This is a genomic window from Bradyrhizobium cosmicum, from assembly GCF_007290395.2.
Classification (GTDB): Bacteria; Pseudomonadota; Alphaproteobacteria; order Rhizobiales; family Xanthobacteraceae; genus Bradyrhizobium; species Bradyrhizobium cosmicum.
The window spans coordinates 6,332,734-6,347,658 of record NZ_CP041656.2 but is presented as its reverse complement, the minus strand read 5'-3'; the positions used below and the strand labels follow the sequence as shown (position 1 = coordinate 6,347,658).

18 protein-coding genes are annotated in these 14,925 nt (G+C 64.5%); 4 read left to right on the top strand and 14 right to left on the bottom strand.

All coding sequences use genetic code 11. The features are described from left to right. Positions 1-101: 101 nt before the first annotated feature. Entirely contained in the window at positions 102-941 is an 840-nt protein-coding gene (locus tag FNV92_RS30410) for a class I SAM-dependent methyltransferase (protein ID WP_015688561.1), read from the top strand. A 42-nt stretch (positions 942-983) separates the two neighbouring features. Here FNV92_RS30410 and FNV92_RS30405 read toward each other — a convergent pair whose 3' ends face one another. The 7 genes from FNV92_RS30405 to uvrC all read right to left on the bottom strand — a co-directional run bounded on the left by FNV92_RS30405 (position 984) and on the right by uvrC (position 7,268). Further along, entirely contained in the window at positions 984-2,108 is a 1,125-nt protein-coding gene (locus tag FNV92_RS30405; RefSeq protein ID WP_143843333.1) for a YihY/virulence factor BrkB family protein, read from the bottom strand. Then, positions 2,108-2,707 (bottom strand): phage holin family protein, encoded by a 600-nt coding sequence (locus FNV92_RS30400; RefSeq protein ID WP_143843334.1) that lies wholly within the window; start codon positions 2,705-2,707, stop codon positions 2,108-2,110. Before FNV92_RS30400 ends, FNV92_RS30405 begins: the two co-directional genes overlap by 1 nt. Before the next feature lie 90 nt (positions 2,708-2,797). Next, positions 2,798-3,757 (bottom strand): 50S ribosomal protein L3 N(5)-glutamine methyltransferase, encoded by a 960-nt coding sequence (gene prmB / locus FNV92_RS30395; protein WP_143843335.1) that lies wholly within the window; start codon positions 3,755-3,757, stop codon positions 2,798-2,800. Continuing rightward, positions 3,757-4,239 (bottom strand): molybdenum cofactor biosynthesis protein MoaE, encoded by a 483-nt coding sequence (locus tag FNV92_RS30390; RefSeq protein ID WP_143843336.1) that lies wholly within the window; start codon positions 4,237-4,239, stop codon positions 3,757-3,759. Before FNV92_RS30390 ends, prmB begins: the two co-directional genes overlap by 1 nt. A 3-nt stretch (positions 4,240-4,242) precedes the next feature. Beyond that, a complete protein-coding gene (gene moaD, locus FNV92_RS30385; RefSeq protein WP_143843337.1) occupies positions 4,243-4,494 on the bottom strand; it encodes a molybdopterin converting factor subunit 1 in 252 nt (83 codons plus the stop codon). Next, positions 4,491-5,108 carry a CDP-diacylglycerol--glycerol-3-phosphate 3-phosphatidyltransferase gene (gene pgsA, locus FNV92_RS30380; protein ID WP_041748548.1) on the bottom strand — a complete coding sequence of 206 codons (618 nt, stop codon included), beginning with the start codon at positions 5,106-5,108 and terminating at the stop codon, positions 4,491-4,493. Before pgsA ends, moaD begins: the two co-directional genes overlap by 4 nt. Before the next feature lie 96 nt (positions 5,109-5,204). Beyond that, a complete protein-coding gene (gene uvrC / locus FNV92_RS30375) occupies positions 5,205-7,268 on the bottom strand; it encodes an excinuclease ABC subunit UvrC (RefSeq protein WP_143843338.1) in 2,064 nt (687 codons plus the stop codon). 255 nt (positions 7,269-7,523) lie between these two features. Between uvrC and FNV92_RS30370 the strand changes: the two genes are divergently transcribed. Next, entirely contained in the window at positions 7,524-8,147 is a 624-nt protein-coding gene (locus tag FNV92_RS30370) for an outer membrane protein (RefSeq protein WP_168213486.1), read from the top strand. A gap of 83 nt (positions 8,148-8,230) precedes the next feature. On the opposite strand, the gene FNV92_RS30365 is transcribed toward FNV92_RS30370, so the two are convergent. From FNV92_RS30365 to FNV92_RS30350, 4 genes are all read right to left on the bottom strand, one after another. Then, positions 8,231-8,446: a cold-shock protein gene (locus tag FNV92_RS30365; protein ID WP_008544396.1), complete on the bottom strand. Its 216-nt coding sequence runs from the start codon at positions 8,444-8,446 to the stop codon at positions 8,231-8,233. A 253-nt stretch (positions 8,447-8,699) separates the two neighbouring features. After that, positions 8,700-9,560 (bottom strand): 23S rRNA (adenine(2030)-N(6))-methyltransferase RlmJ, encoded by an 861-nt coding sequence (locus FNV92_RS30360; protein WP_143843340.1) that lies wholly within the window; start codon positions 9,558-9,560, stop codon positions 8,700-8,702. 145 nt (positions 9,561-9,705) lie between these two features. Beyond that, the gene (locus FNV92_RS30355) at positions 9,706-10,410 is read right to left on the bottom strand and encodes a ribonuclease T2 family protein (protein WP_143843341.1); all 705 of its coding nucleotides are present in this window, start codon (positions 10,408-10,410) and stop codon (positions 9,706-9,708) included. Positions 10,411-10,529: 119 nt separating this feature from the next. Then, positions 10,530-10,991: a hypothetical protein gene (locus FNV92_RS30350; protein ID WP_168213487.1), complete on the bottom strand. Its 462-nt coding sequence runs from the start codon at positions 10,989-10,991 to the stop codon at positions 10,530-10,532. A gap of 181 nt (positions 10,992-11,172) precedes the next feature. On the opposite strand from FNV92_RS30350, the gene FNV92_RS30345 reads away from it, so the two are divergent. Further along, complete coding sequence (locus FNV92_RS30345; RefSeq protein ID WP_015688549.1) at positions 11,173-11,466, top strand: hypothetical protein; 294 nt, start codon at positions 11,173-11,175, stop codon at positions 11,464-11,466. A gap of 45 nt (positions 11,467-11,511) precedes the next feature. Then, positions 11,512-12,042, top strand: a complete 531-nt coding sequence (locus tag FNV92_RS30340) for a DUF3617 domain-containing protein (protein WP_143843343.1) — start codon at positions 11,512-11,514, stop codon at positions 12,040-12,042. A 13-nt stretch (positions 12,043-12,055) separates the two neighbouring features. Here FNV92_RS30340 and FNV92_RS30335 read toward each other — a convergent pair whose 3' ends face one another. The 3 genes from FNV92_RS30335 to FNV92_RS30325 are packed head-to-tail and all read right to left on the bottom strand — an operon-like array spanning position 12,056 to position 14,734. After that, positions 12,056-13,441, bottom strand: a complete 1,386-nt coding sequence (locus FNV92_RS30335) for an ATP-binding protein (RefSeq protein ID WP_015688547.1) — start codon at positions 13,439-13,441, stop codon at positions 12,056-12,058. A 22-nt stretch (positions 13,442-13,463) separates the two neighbouring features. Next, on the bottom strand, positions 13,464-14,195 hold the full coding sequence (locus tag FNV92_RS30330; protein WP_143843344.1) for a response regulator: 732 nt from the start codon (positions 14,193-14,195) through the stop codon (positions 13,464-13,466). Then, entirely contained in the window at positions 14,192-14,734 is a 543-nt protein-coding gene (locus FNV92_RS30325; protein WP_051026618.1) for a MarR family winged helix-turn-helix transcriptional regulator, read from the bottom strand. Before FNV92_RS30325 ends, FNV92_RS30330 begins: the two co-directional genes overlap by 4 nt. Positions 14,735-14,925: the final 191 nt, after the last annotated feature.

Here is a 14,925-nt window from a genome sequence, read left to right as displayed (position 1 = left end):
GGGAAATCAAGGCAGTCTCAGCGTAAAATAACGCCGCTCTCAAGGCCAGCGAGCCGCATGCGCCCTATCGTCCCGGCGTTTTCAACCCCAGGAGAATTGCCATGTCGACATCCGCAGCGCTCAAGCCGGCTCCCGCCCAACCCGATCTCGCCGCCGTCAAGCAGCGCCAGCAAGGCGCCTGGTCGTCCGGCGACTACGCCGTCGTAGGCACCACCTTGCAGATCGTCGGCGAGCAGCTCTGTGAGGCACTCGACTTGCGCGCCGGCAGCAAGGTGCTGGACGTCGCCGCCGGCAACGGCAATGCGACGCTGGCGGCGGCGCGGCGCTGGTGTGACGTCACATCGACCGACTATGTGCCCGCGCTGCTCAAGCGCGGTCAGGAGCGCGCGGCAGCGGATCATCTGACGGTCGAATTTCGCGAGGCTGATGCCGAGGCGCTTCCCTTTGCGGATTCGAGCTACGACGTCGTCGTCTCGACCTTCGGCGTGATGTTCACGCCGGATCAGGACAAGGCGGCCTCCGAGCTCGCGCGGGTCTGCAAATCCGGCGGCAAGATCGGCCTCGCCAACTGGACGCCGCAGGGGTTCATCGGCCAGCTCTTCAAGACCATCGGCAAGCATGTGGCGCCACCGGCGGGTGTGAAATCGCCGGCCTTGTGGGGCACGCAGGCACGGCTCGAGGAGATGTTCATCACCAAGGCCTCGGAGATATCAGCCGAACCGCGCATGTTCGTGTTCCGCTATCGCTCGCCGGAGCACTGGCTCGATGTCTTCAAATCGTACTACGGACCGATGCTGAAGGCCTTCGCCGCGCTCGACGAGACCGGCCAGGCGGCGCTGCGGCGCGATCTCATGACTTTGCTGGGCGAGTTCAACCATGCCGACGACGGCACGGTGGTCGTGCACAGCGAATATCTGGAAGCCGTCATAACCAGGCGCTGAGGGCTGGGTTCGGTCAGGCCGGCTTCGGCCTGACCATCGCCATCAGGACGGCGCGGCGGCGCCGACCGTGTCGGCGGAGACGGCCTCACGGCTGCCGAGCGGCTTCGGCTGCCCGGTGGTCGTGTCGTGCAGGGTCTGCCGCTCGATCTCCGAGTTCAATTCGGCCCCGAACATGATGACGATGACGGACATCCACATCCACATCATCAGGCCGATCGCAGCGCCGAGCGAGCCGTAGGTCGCGTTGTAGTTGGCGAAGGCCGACAGATACCAGGACAGCAGCGCCGAGCCGGCGATCCAGAGCACGGCAGCGGTCAATGCGCCCACACTCAGCCACTGCCAGCGCGGTGCGTCCCGGCTTGGCGCGAACCGATACAGCAGCGCCAGCGCAGCAAGCAGGAACACCAGCAGGAGGGGCCAGCGCGCAATCGCGATGATCAGCTTGCTTTCGGGCGCGAGCCGGAGGTGATCAAGCGCGAGCGGGAAGGCGACGACGGCGCCGACCATCAGCAGGAGTGCCATGATGCCGCCGACGGTAAACGCCAGCGACACCATGTTGAGCCGGATGAAGCTGCGCTTCTCGCGCTCCTCATAGGCAACATTGAGGGCGTCGATGATGGCCTTGACGCCGGCATTGGCGCTCCAGATTGCGAGCACGAGGCCGAACAGGAAGGTCGTGCCCAGCTCGGCGTTGCCGCTGGAGACGACGCGGGTGACCTGGTCGCCGATGATCTGATAGGTGCCTTCCGGCAGCATCACCGCGAGGGTCTGGAGATTGTCGCCGATGGTCACGGGATCGGCAAACAGGCCGTAGAACGAGACCAGCGCGGTGACGGCCGGAAAGATCGCGAGCAGGCCGAAGAAGACGACACCGGCCGCCGTGGCGAGCAGGCGATCATCGTCGATCCGGGGATAAGTCCGCCAGAGGATGTCCTTCCAGCCGGCCCAGGGGATCGTGAACGGGTTGTTCGAACGTCGGCCACGGCCGGGCTGCGCAGCCGCATACGCTGGATTCGTTTCGGGGGAACTGGTTTCAAGGTTGCGGCGGGTCTCGGCCGGCTTCGGCGGAGCGAAGCCCTTGAGATACCGTTCCGCGGTCAGCACGAACACGGTCGTGGCGGCGACCAGGAGCCAACTGTCGAACTGTCCTGATCGCGGCGTGGACATCATATGTCCAGGCGGTGGTGACGGTACTTCCGCCGCACCACGGTCACGCCCAGCAATCCGGCGGCGGCGACCATCAGGCCAAGCTGCAGTGGCCGGCTGTTGCGAGCCGGCTTCGTTCGGCCGTCATGACGTCCTGCGCCCGGTTCTTCGTCTGGCCCGAGCGGCACCAGGGGAATCGCGGTCGCGACCTCCTTGACCGCCTGCTGGACAGTTCCACGGGGGATCCGCGGCGTGGCGATCGCCACGCGCAGACGACTGGCGAGGGGGACGATGGGCCTGGTCTTGCGATTCATCTGCGCCACCGCCACGCCGGCACAGGCACCTGCCAGCACCAGCAAGACGGAAGCAACGGCGCCAAAACCCCAAAATTGCCCGTAGGCGATGGCGACCCAACGGTACAGGGCGATCAGGCCGACAAAGAAGGTCGCAATCACGAACAGCCCGGCCGCGGCAAACAACCCCGCCGCGACCGCATAGGTGGTCACGTGTCCGGTGGCTTGATTGGTGCGGTCACGCAGATAGGATTGCGTGGCCCGCTTGAGATGGTTGAGTTTCAGCGCCATGCCGGCGCGCAGCAATTCGCCCGATGGCGCGAGCATGCGGATATCCTCCGAAAGCGAGAACTTCGTCCGGGGGATGAACGTGGCGGAATTTGACTTGTTCCGCCGGAGCTCGATTGTCGTGACGGATCAGCCGAGATCGGCGGCCGCGATCCAGAACACCTCGCCCTCTGACTCCTCGGTGTCGAGCCAGAGCAGCGGCAGTTCCGGAAACGCCTCGTCGACCAATTCGCGGCCGCGGCCGATCTCGCAGAGCAGCCCGCCATCCGGCGTGAGATGATCGGGCGCGTCGTGCACGATGCGGCGCACCACGTCGAGACCGTCGGCGCCGCCGTCGAAGGCGAGCTTCGGCTCGGCCCGGCATTCCGGCGGCAATGCCGCCATGCCCTCGGCATCGACATAAGGCGGGTTGGTGATGATCAGATCGTATTTGTTGTCGCCGAGCGGGGCGAACAGATCGCCGCGGTGGAGCGTGATCCGCTCGTCGAGCCCGTGTTCGCTGACATTGCGCGCGGCGACTTCGAGTGCGCCCTTCGAGATATCGACGGCATCAATCGTCGCGTTCGGGAAATGATGCGCAGCGAGGATCGCCAGGCACCCTGAGCCGGTGCAGAGGTCGAGCACGCGCTCGACGGCCGTGGGGTCGTCGATCAGGGACCCCACTTCGCCGTCGCCGCCGAAATGCGACTCCAGCAGCTCGCCGATGAAGGAGCGCGGAACGATGACGCGCTCGTCGACATAGAAGGGCAGGCCGCGCATGTAGATCTTGTTCACGAGATAGGCGGCCGGTTTGCGCGTGGTCACGCGCTTATGGATGAGGTCGAGAAGGATCTTGCCCTCCGCTGTCGTGACGCAGGCATGGGCAAAGATCTCGAACTGGTCGGGGTGCAGGTGCAGGGCCTCGCTGACCAGGAAGACGGCTTCGGCGACCGGATCCGTCGTGCCGTGCGCAAAGGCGAGCTTGGCCTCGGTGAAGCGGCTCACTGCATAGCGGACAAAATCGATCAGCGTGAGCAGCTCGCCGCGGCCGACCTTCGCGAGTTTCGGGGCGGCGCGGCCGCGCACGGTCTTCTTGGATGCTCTTGCCATCAGGATCGGGTCCAGCGTGCGGCGGCCTCGTCGTCACGGGCGTGGGCCTCGACCCAGCCGGTGCCGGTGGCGCTCTCTTCCTTTTTCCAGAACGGCGCGTTGGTCTTGAGATAGTCCATCAGGAACTCGGCGGCCTGAAAGGCTGCCTGGCGGTGCTGCGAGGCGGTGAGCACCAGCACGATGTTCTGGCCGGGCATGAACCGTCCCACGCGATGGATTACCGTGACGCCGTTGAGCGGCCAGCGCGAGGTCGCCTCGTCGGCGTGGCGCTTGATCTCTTCCTCCGCCATGCCGGGGTAATGTTCGAGCGTCAGTGACGCGATCTTCGCGCTGTCCTCGTCGCCGCGGCAGATGCCGGAGAAGCTGACGACGGCACCGATGTCGGTACGGCTTTTGGTCAGGACCGCGATCTCGCGCGCGATATCGAAATCGTCCTCCTGGATGCGGATGGTGACGGGGCAGGTGGTGGCAGCGGATGTCATGGATTAGCCGCCGGTCATCGGCGGGAAGAACGCGATCTCGCGGGCGCCGGCGATGGCGGCGTCGGACTTGACGTGGGCGTGGTCGATCGCGGTGCGGATCACCTTCGGCTTCTCGAAGGCATAGGCATAAGCCTCGCTCCGGCCGGACAGCCAGGTGATCAGCTCCTCGACGGTGCGCACGGTCGCCGGCGGCTCGATCGTCTCCTCGGCCTTGCCGACGCGCTCGCGCACCCAGGCGAAGTACTTCACCTTCATGCCTCATCCTCCTTGATGAGGTGATGGATGCCGGAGCTGAAATAATCGTAGCCGGTGTACATGGTGAGGATCGCCGAGGCCCATAGCAGCACCAGTCCGATCATCGAGACGATCGGCACCACCTCGTCGCCGGCCGGGCCGGCGATCAGGAAGCCGATGGCGACGAGCTGGACCGTCGTCTTCCACTTGGCAAGCTTGGTCACGGGAACGCTGACGCGCAGCGCGGCGAGGTATTCGCGCAGGCCCGAGACCAGGATCTCGCGGCACAGGATCACGATCGCGGCCCACAGCGACCAGCCATGGATGATGCCGTCGGCGGCCAGCATCAGCAGGCAGGAGGCGACCAGCAGCTTGTCGGCGATTGGATCGAGCATCCGGCCGAACGCCGATTGCTGATTCCATATCCGGGCGTAATAGCCGTCGAGGTAATCGGTCACTGCTGCGGCGATGAAGATGGCGACCGCCACCCAGCGCAGCCACAGCGGCTGATCCAGAATCGATTGCGCGTAGATGCACCCGACCACGACCGGGATCGCGGCGATCCGGCCATAGGTCAGGATATTCGGGAGGGACATCGCGCGGCTGTTCGTCCCTCGTGTCGTGGCGATGTTCATCCGTCCTACCAATACCGCTGGTGCCTGAAGGTCAACCGTCCCGATCCCAAATGGGGTGCGGGATGCGACGACCATATGACCGCGGCTCCCTTGAGTTCACCCCGGCTGGGGATGGAAAAAGTCGAAAATCCTGCGCGCGCTCTCGGCGCTCACCCCCGGAACCTTGCCGAGATCGGCGATCGAGGCCCGTTCGATCTCCTTCAGGGTTCCGAAATGATGCAGCAAGGCACGTTTGCGTGACGGGCCGATGCCCGGAATCTCCTGCAAGCCGGCCTCGCGAATGTCCTTCTTGCGCAGCTTGCGGTGCGAACCGATGACGAAGCGGTGGGCCTCGTCCCGCAGCCGCTGGATGAAATACAGCACGGGGTCGCGCGGCTCCAGCTTGATCGCCTCGCGCTCCGGCATGAACAGGGTCTCGCGGCCGGCATCCCGGTCCGGCCCCTTGGCGACCGACATCAGCGACACCTGGGTCAGGCCGAGATTCGTGAAGATCTCCCGGACCGCATTGAGCTGGCCGCGGCCGCCGTCGATGATGACGAGGTCGGGCCATTGCGGGAAATCGTCCTCCTTGGTCTTGGCTGCGCCCTCTTCAGGCGGATTGACCAGGCGCTTGAAGCGGCGCTCCAGCACCTCCTTCATCATGCCGTAATCGTCGCCGGGCGTGAGCCCTTCCGACTTGATGTTGAACTTGCGGTACTGATTTTTGACGAAGCCGTCCGGGCCGGCGACGATCATCGCGCCGACCGCGTTGGTGCCCTGGATGTGGCTGTTGTCGTAGACCTCGATGCGCTTGGGCGAATGCGGCAGGCTCAGTGTCGCGGCCATGGCATCCAGCAGCCGGCTCTGCGTCGCGGTATCCGCGAGCTTGCGGCCCAGCGCCTCGCGCGCATTGGTCAGCGCGTGGGTGACCAGCTCCTTCTTCTCGCCGCGCTTGGGCGTCGTGACCTCGATTTTGTGGCCAGCCTTGATCGACAGCGCATTGGCCAGCAACTCGCTCTCCTCGATCTCGTGCGAGAGCAGGATGTGCTTGGGCGGCGGCTTGTCGTCGTAGAACTGTGCGAGGAAGGACCCGAGCACTTCCTCCGGCGTGTAGGTCTTCTCTGCGCGCGGGAAATAGGCGCGGTTGCCCCAGTTCTGGCCGGTGCGGAAGAAGAACACTTCGACGCAGGAGAAGCCGCCTTCCTGGTGGATGGCGAACACGTCGGCTTCTTCCACGGTGCGCGGATTGATGCCCTGTTGCGACTGGATCGCCGACAGCGCGGCGAGGCGATCTCGGTAGAGCGCGGCGCTTTCGAATTCGAGTTCGCCCGAGGCCTTTTCCATTTCGCCCGCGAGCTCCTGCTTGACGGCCTGGCTCTTGCCGGACAGGAAGTCGGTCGCCTCGCGCACCAGCGTCGTGTAGCCGGGGAAGTCGATTTCGCGGGTGCAGGGACCGGCGCAGCGGCGGATCTGGTAGAGCAGGCAGGGCCTGGTGCGGCTCTCGAAGAACGAGTCGGTGCAGGAGCGGATCAGGAACGCGCGCTGCAGGGCCGTGATGGTGCGGTTGACGGCGCCGGCGGAAGCGAATGGGCCGAAATAGCGGCCGGGCCGCGACTGGGCGCCGCGGTGCTTGAGGATTTGCGGCGCCCAATGGTCGCCGGTGATCAGGATATAGGGAAACGACTTGTCGTCGCGCAGTTGCACGTTGAAGCGCGGCCGGAGCTGCTTGATGAGGTTGGCCTCGAGCAGCAGCGCTTCGGTCTCGGTCGTGGTCGAGATGATTTCCACGGTTACGGTGGCGGCGATCATGCGCAGGATGCGCGCCGGCTGCGGCGCACTTTGGCGCGCATAGTTCGACAGGCGCTTTTTGACGTTCTTGGCCTTGCCGACATACAGCACGTCGGCATTCGCACTGAGCATGCGATAGACGCCGGGCGAGGTGGGGGCGAGCCGGACCGCGCGCTCGATCGCCTCATGACCCGTCGCCAGCGGCTCCTCGCCGACCGCGCCGCTCTCCTCCAGGATGTCCGGCAGCCGCGCCTCGTCCTCGTCGTCGCCGCCGGCGGCCGCAGGATCGAGATCCGGCGGCGTCAGCCCCTCGGGCGGCGTGTCGGTCGCAGTGGCCCGCGGCGATTTGCGCGCGCGCGCCTCATCCGGATTGTCGGTGGAATCGTGAACCATGGTGCGAATTTAAGCGCTGGGGATGCCGATTTGAAGTTCCGGCGGTGCGGCACGCACAGGGATGGCGGGCGCGGTTCCCGGTAACGCTTCCTTAAGTCTGTTAACAGCGCGGTAACCCGCCTTAACAGCCCTTTAACTTAAAACTCTCGATAAATCTTACGCGAAAAGTTCTTGGTTCCGTAACCATGCGTTTTTGGCCCGGCGCGGCGGCGCAAGGCAGCATCCGGTGACGGCAGTTGCGTTGGAGAGTGTGTGATGAAGGGGTTCGTCGTGGGCGCAGCCGCGTTGGTTGCTGCCGGCTGGACAGCTTCGGCAGAGGCCGCCGATCTCAGTTACGGGCAGCGTGCGCCCTACACGGTCAATCAGCCGCTCAACGCCTATAGCTGGGCGGGCCCCTATCTCGGCGCCAATCTCGGCTACGAGTGGGGCTCGGTGAGCAACAGTCCCGTGAAGCCCTCCGGCTTCGTCGGTGGCGCGCAGGCCGGCTACAATTTCCAGAACGGTCCGTGGGTGTTCGGTGTCGAGGGCGACATCCAGGCCGCAGGCGCCGACGACACTTTCGCGCCGTGGAAGTTCTCCAATCCCTGGTTCGGTACCCTGCGCGGCCGCGCCGGCTATGCCTTCAGCAACGTGCTGTTCTACGGCACCGCCGGCCTCGCCTTCGGCGAACTGCGCGCGCAGACGTTCGGCTGGACGGAGTCGCACACCAGCGCCGGCTGGACCATCGGTGCCGGCGCAGAGCTCGGCCTTGCGCAGAACTGGAGCGTGAAGCTCGAATATCTCTACATCGACCTGTCGACCAGCCAGTTCGGAATTACGGGCGTGTCAAACGGCTATAGCGCCAGCGTTGTGCGCGCAGGCGTGAACTATCACTTCTGATAGCAACAAGAAAATACCGGACAACAACCTCCCGGCCGCTCGCGGCCGGGATTTTTTTGCGCCAGGTGGTTTGCGCCAGGCCGCTAGGAGAGGATGACCAAATTGACCGCCTTCGGTCCCTTCCCTTTCTTGTCCGGTTCGACTTCGAATGTAATACGCTGTCCTTCGGCAAGGTCCTTCAATCCTGCCCGCTCCACAGCGGTGATGTGAACGAACACATCGCGACCGCCGTCGTCCGGCTTGATGAAACCGTAGCCGCGCTCGCCGTTGAAGAACTTAACCGTTCCCGTCATGGCCATCGGGAAACTCCCCCTCATTGCTCCTCCGTCGCGACGCAGACGCACGCCACGACATGACCGGGCCTTACGGAGCCCGGGAGAGCTGGCCATCCTTGAACGGACCTTGTCGGTCCGGCCGGATCTTTCTTAGGCCTTCACTCCGCCGCAACCATTCGCGGAAGCGGAACGTAAAGCCAGTCACTGAAACAGCATAATACGGTTCTCTGCAGATTGACTACCGCTACTGCATATTTTTCCCAAGAATGCCGGAGCGTTACGGCCGCGGCACTTCTAATCGGAATCTGGCAGCTCCGCCCTGGCCGAGCGGCATTTCCAGCTCGGGCAGGATCGTCTTTAGCTCGCCGTGCAGCGTGTAGGGCGGGTTGACGATCAGCAGGCCGGTGGAGGTGAGGGCGGCGCCGTCGAGCTGCGGCGCGACACTGAATTCGAGGCGCAGACATTTTCCCGGCGGCTTTGCTGCGGCTGCGAGCCGCGCCACGAGCTGCGACAGCGCGTCGGTGGCGCGCCGGCTCTTGGCCGGATACCAGATTACATAGATACCAGTCGGCCATTTCGCGAAGGCCGCTGAGAAGGCCTCGCCGAGCCTTTCGAACTCGTCCTTTGCCTCGAACGGCGGATCGATCAGCACGATGCCGCGCCGCTCCTTCGGCGGCACGAAGGCAGGGAGCGCAACCCAGCCATCGAGATCGACCACGCGGGCCTGTTCGTCGCGGCGCAGCACGCCGATCAGCGCCTTGCGGGCCTTCGGCTCGAGCTCGCAGGCGACCAGACGGTCCTGCGGCCGCATCAGGCTGCGCGCGATCAGCGGCGAGCCCGGATAGGCCTTGAGCTCGGCCTTCGGATTGAAGGCGCGAACGATGTCGAGATAGGGCTTGATCAGCGCGATGGTGTCGTTCGACAGCCGTGCCTGCATCAGCCGCGCAATGCCCGTCAGCCACTCGCCGCTGCGGCGCGCCTCGTCGCTGTCGAGATCGTAGAGCCCGGCGCCGGCATGGGTGTCGATGACGCGGAACGCCCCCGGCTTGTCCTGCAGATAGGTGATGATGCGCGCCAGCACGATGTGCTTGATGACATCGGCGAAGCTGCCGGCGTGGAAGGCGTGACGGTAGTTCATGGAAGGATCTGCGGCTCATGAGAGAAGATGCGCAGCATCTTCTACTCGTCACGGCCGCGCTTGTCCCGGCCATCACGCGAAACCGCACGCAGGAAGGACGTGGATGCCCGGGACAAGCCCGGGCATGACGGAGGCCGTACTGACCTCAACCACCCCTGATCGGCGGCATCGTGACTTGGTCGCGGCGGCAGGCGCGGCGGTCGGTTTCCTCGCAGGCGCGGAACTGCAGATCCTTGCTGAGGCAGATTCGGACTTCGGAGAGCCGTGTCCGGTTGCAGGTGACCGACACGGCCGCATTGCTCAGGCCCGGATTGGCCTTGACGAAGGCCTCTTCCACCTCGCTTGGCGCCACGGTCTTGGCCTGCGACAGGTCGAGATATTCGGCCGGGATCTTCACCACGGCGCGCGCTTTGCGGATCGTCTCGAAATAATTGCGGCCGTCGAGCCCGGAGCAGGTGCCGTGCTTGTCCCACTCGTTGAAGATCAGGCCCGGCGCCGGCATGAGGTCGAGCATCGAGGAGACGATGTTGCGGTTCAGCCGCGGCGACGGCCGCTGGCAATATTCGGGGAAGCCGTTCTCATATTGAGGCCATAGCCCGTGCACCACGAAGGCATAGGGCCGCCCGCCGCACTGCATCTGCGAGCGCCCGCCGCGCTCGACGGCCTCCTCGCAGAACGAGGGCGACCACGACAGCGACAGCACATAGAAATCGAATTCGCCGGGCGCGTTCTGCCGCTTGTCCTGGGCCTTTGCACCGCTCGCGAAGACGACCAGCCCGGCTGCAAGGGGCAGGGCAAGCGTCAGTGAGATCATCAGGCGGGAGAAAGATTGCAATCTGGAATGAAACATGGCGACGCCCCTCAACTAGACTGTGCAATCGAGCCTAGCAGGCGAAAAGAACATTTCAAGAACAAATTTCGAGCGGCGCTGGCTTGGCTCCTGATCGGTCCGAATCAGGGCTGGTCGAATTACGGCTTGGCGGCGCGGCAGGCCGGATTGTAGGCCCAGTTGCGATCGACCCCGACCACGCACCATTCGACACCGTTGCCGTAGCCGGCAAAGCCGCCGTCCTCGATGATCGAGAAATGCACCTTGCGTGCCTTGCCGTCATTGAGCATGGCCTCACCGGTGCAATAGCGGCGCGGAATGTTGTCGGACTGCCAGGGCCGGAAAGCGACCTCGTGAACAGCGGCGAAGCCGGTGATCTTCAACGAGGAATTCCAGAACGAGCTTTCCTTTTCCCAGAACTGGGTGGCGATGGTCGGCAGCGCCTTGTCGCAATCGGCGACGGCGCCGTCATAGCGCGGCCCGCTGAGCCAGAAGTTCAGCTCCAGTGGATTGGCGGCCCTGGCCTCGCCGAGCGACAGCGCTCCGAACATGAGGCCGAACACGGCGGCAAAGCGGAGCGATTTCAGGGAGGGGGCGCGCATGGGCAATCCGGACAGCTGGGTCTTGAAGGCTGGACGGTGCCGCGAAGGCCCGGGCAGGTCAAGTGCAGCGCGGCAACACTTACCCAAGAGTTGACCATAACGTCGCAGCCGGCAGGGCTTCAGTTCTTTTCACTTCCATTCCGGCACCGTAAACTGGCGCCAACCAATTGGAGTAACGGGAATGCGAATCATTGCGGCCGCGGGCATTCTTGCCTTGGGTATTGTGGCGAGCCAGTCGGCGCGCGCCGATCTCCTTCCGGTGCCGCCGTTCAAGGGCAACGACACCGGCGGCATCATCGCCTATTCGATGGCGACCCAGGTCGATGCGCGTCAGGTCGCGGTCGATCACTGCGCGCGCTACGGCAAGGTGGTGAAGTTTCTCGCGGTGCAGGCCTATGAGGGCGGCTACATCTCGTTCTCCTGCCGCTGGGTGCCCTATGGCGCCGCCGAGCAGCCGATCCGCACGCTCTACTAAAGCGCTCTCATCGCGCCGCAATCTCTCAGCCGGGAGCATCGAAACATGACGCGCAAACTCGCTTTGCTCGGCTCGGCCCTTTGCGTCGTTCTGTCGGCAGGCGCGGCTTGCGCGGATGATCTGCCGGTGCGCAAGGCCGGTCTGTGGGAATTGAAGATGGTCAGGACGGGCACGCCTGTCCCTGAGATGACCATGCAGCACTGCACCGACGAGACCGTCGACAAGGAGATGAACAACAACGTCTCCCCGATGGCCAAGCAGATCTGCGCCAAGCAGGAGATCAAGAAGACCGCGACCGGCTATGTCAGCGATTCCGAGTGCAGCGTCGCCGGCATCAGCACGACCTCGCATGCCGAGATTACTGGCGATTTCAACTCGGCCTATACGGTGAAGACCTCGTCGCATGCGCAAGGCGGCGCTGTCGGTGCCGCGGGGCGCGACACCACCATGACCCTCGAAGCCAAGTGGCTCGGCGCCTGCAAGCCGGAGCAGAAGCCCGGCGACATCGTGATGCCCGGCGGCTTCAAGATGAACGTGCGCGACATCGACAAACTGAAGAATTTGCTGCCGAAGTAGGTGGGATCGTAGCCTACACCGGAATCCTCACACTCGCCCTCAATCCCCCCATCGGGCTGTCGCCGAGAGTGATGTCGCCGCCGTGTGAACGGGCGATGTCGCGGGCGATGGCGAGGCCAAGGCCCGTGCCACCTTCGTCCTGGTTGCGCGCGTTGTCCAGCCGCAGGAACGGCTTGAACACGTCTTCGCGCAGATGGACGGGAATGCCCGGCCCGTCGTCGTCGACCGTCACGGTCAAATAACGGTGATCGCGCTGGCCGGTGATGGCGATGCTCTTGCCGTAGCGCGCGGCGTTGGTGACGAGGTTGGCGAGGCAGCGCTTGAACGAGGCCGGCTTCACCGTGACCACAGGCAGGCCGTGGAACGCGACGGTGGCGGTGTGGCCGTGGCGTTCGGCGTCGCTGCGCAGCTCTTCGAGCGCCTGCGCCATGTCGGTCGGCTGCGACTGCTCGCCGGAATCGCCGCGGGCGAAAGCGAGATAGTCCTCAAGCATCATCGACATTTCGTCGACGTCCTTGCGCATGCCCTCGAGCTCGGGACTGTCGCCGATCAACTCCAGCTCGAGCTTGAAGCGGGTCAGGATGGTGCGCAGATCGTGGCTGACGCCCGCAAGCATCGCGGTGCGCTGCTCCATCGTGCGCTCGATGCGCGATTTCATTTCCAGGAAGGCGACCGCTGCGCGCCGCACCTCGCGCGCGCCGCGCGGCCTGAAGTTTGGCGCCTCGCGGCCCTTGCCGAAACTCTCCGCGGCATCCGCAAGGCGCAGGATCGGTTTGATCTGGTTGCGCAGGAATAGCACCGCGACGATCAGCAGGATCGATGACGTGCCGACCATCCAGAACAGGAAGATCTCCGAGTTCGAGGCATAGGCGGCGCTGCGCTGCGCGAACACGCGCATCACGGCATCGTCGAGCTGGATGCGGATCTCGACAAGGTTGGAGCGGCCGACGGTGTCGATCCAGAACGAGCGTCCGATCTGGCGGCCGAGCTGCACCGACAGCGTCTGGTCAAGCAGCGAGAAGAACGGTTTTGGTCCCGGGGGTGGCATGTCGCCGGGGGGCAGAAAATCGACCACCAACTGCAATCGCTGTCCGATGCTCTTGAGCTGGGCGCGGTCCTTGTCCTGCGGATAGCTCTTGTAGACGTCGATCAGCGCGGCGATGTCCTGCACCACCGCGGCTGATAGCCGTCGCGTCACCGTATTCCAGTGCCGCTCCATGAACACGAAGGCGACCACGGTCTGCAGGATCACCATCGGCACGATCATGATCAGCAGCGCGCGGGCATAGAGGCCGGTCGGCATCCAGCCCTTGAACGCGTTGCCCATCCAGCCATTGGCGGCTGAAACGCGGCCGGCAGCGCTCTTGAGCAGCGTCAGGCCGGTATCGATCGTGCTCATCGGTCGCGCTTCACTGATCTTTTTATGGCGAGGCCACCAGGCGATAGCCGATGCCGCGCACCGCCTGCAGGAACAACGGATTGGCCGGGTCGGTCTCGATCTTGCGCCGCAGGCGGTTGATCTGCACGTCGACGGCGCGTTCGTTGACGCTGCCATTGCCGGTCAGCGCGCTGCGCGGAATGGTCTCGCCCGGCGTCTCCGAGAGAATGCGCAGCATCTCGCGCTCGCGGTCGGTGAGGTGGATGACCTCCTCGCCCTGGCGCAATTCGCCGCGGTCGAGATGGTAGACGTAGGGACCGAACGCGATCTTCTCGACCGCCGCGGTTTGCGGCGGCGGTGCGGCACGCTTGAGGATGTTGTTGATGCGCAGCGCCAGCTCGCGCGGCTCGAATGGCTTTGCCACATAGTCGTCGGCGCCGATCTGCAAGCCCTCGATGCGGGCTTCGGCTTCGTGCCTTGCCGTCAGCATCACGATCGGCACCGAGGAGGAGGTCCGGATGAAGCGGGCGAGATCGAAGCCGGTCTCCCCGGGCATCATCACGTCGAGGATCAGCAGGTCGAAATGCAGGCCCAGCAGCTTCGAGCGCGCATCGCCGGCGCTCGCCGCGGTGGTGACGCGATAGCCTTCGCTGGCGAGGAAGCGCGACAGCAGATCGCGGATGCGGCGGTCGTCATCCACCAAAAGCAGATGAGGCGCGTCATCGGCCGGTTGCACCGGTGGGCGGGCGAGCGTGGCAGCGAGTGGCACGGTCACTCCTTTCCGTCTTGATTGACGTTGGCGAAGATCGTCTCCAGCACCTTGTCCGGATCGTCGCGGTCGATCATCGCGCGCAGGAAGCGCTTGACGGTCTCGGCATCCTCCGGCGCCATCTCGGCCAGCGCCCTGGTTATCCGCGTGGTCTGCAGACCGGCGAGCTTCTGCACCAGCGCCTCGCCCTTCGGCGTCGCGTAGAGCAGGCGCTGGCGGCGGTCATTGTCGCCGGTCTTCTGCACGATATAGCCCTCGTCCAGCAGCTGCTTGAGCACCCGGCCGAGCGACTGTTTTGTGATGCGCAGGACGTCGAGCAGGTCGGCGACCTTGAGACCGGGATAGCGATAGACGAAATGCATGACCCGGTGATGGGCCCGGCCGAAGCCAAAGGCCTCCAGCTCCTGGTCGGGATCGCCGACGAAATCACGATAGGCGAAGAACAGCAGCTCGATGATATCCCAGCGCAAATTGCCTCCATCGCCTGCGGCCGGCCGAGGCTCGGCAGCGTCTTGAGGGGGAGTCGCGAAATTTATGTCAGGCATATTGACGTATCTTGGGTTCAATGTTACAAAACGATCGACCCGCACGAAATTTTAGATCGTTTCGCGTGGGGGCGCATCGAAGCAGGCGGCCGGAGTGAGCCGGACAGGCGGCGACGGCCGAAGCAGATCTACCGTGCGATTGTCGAGCGGCATTTCGGCAAAACATACTGGACTTCCGCCTTCCGCAAAAG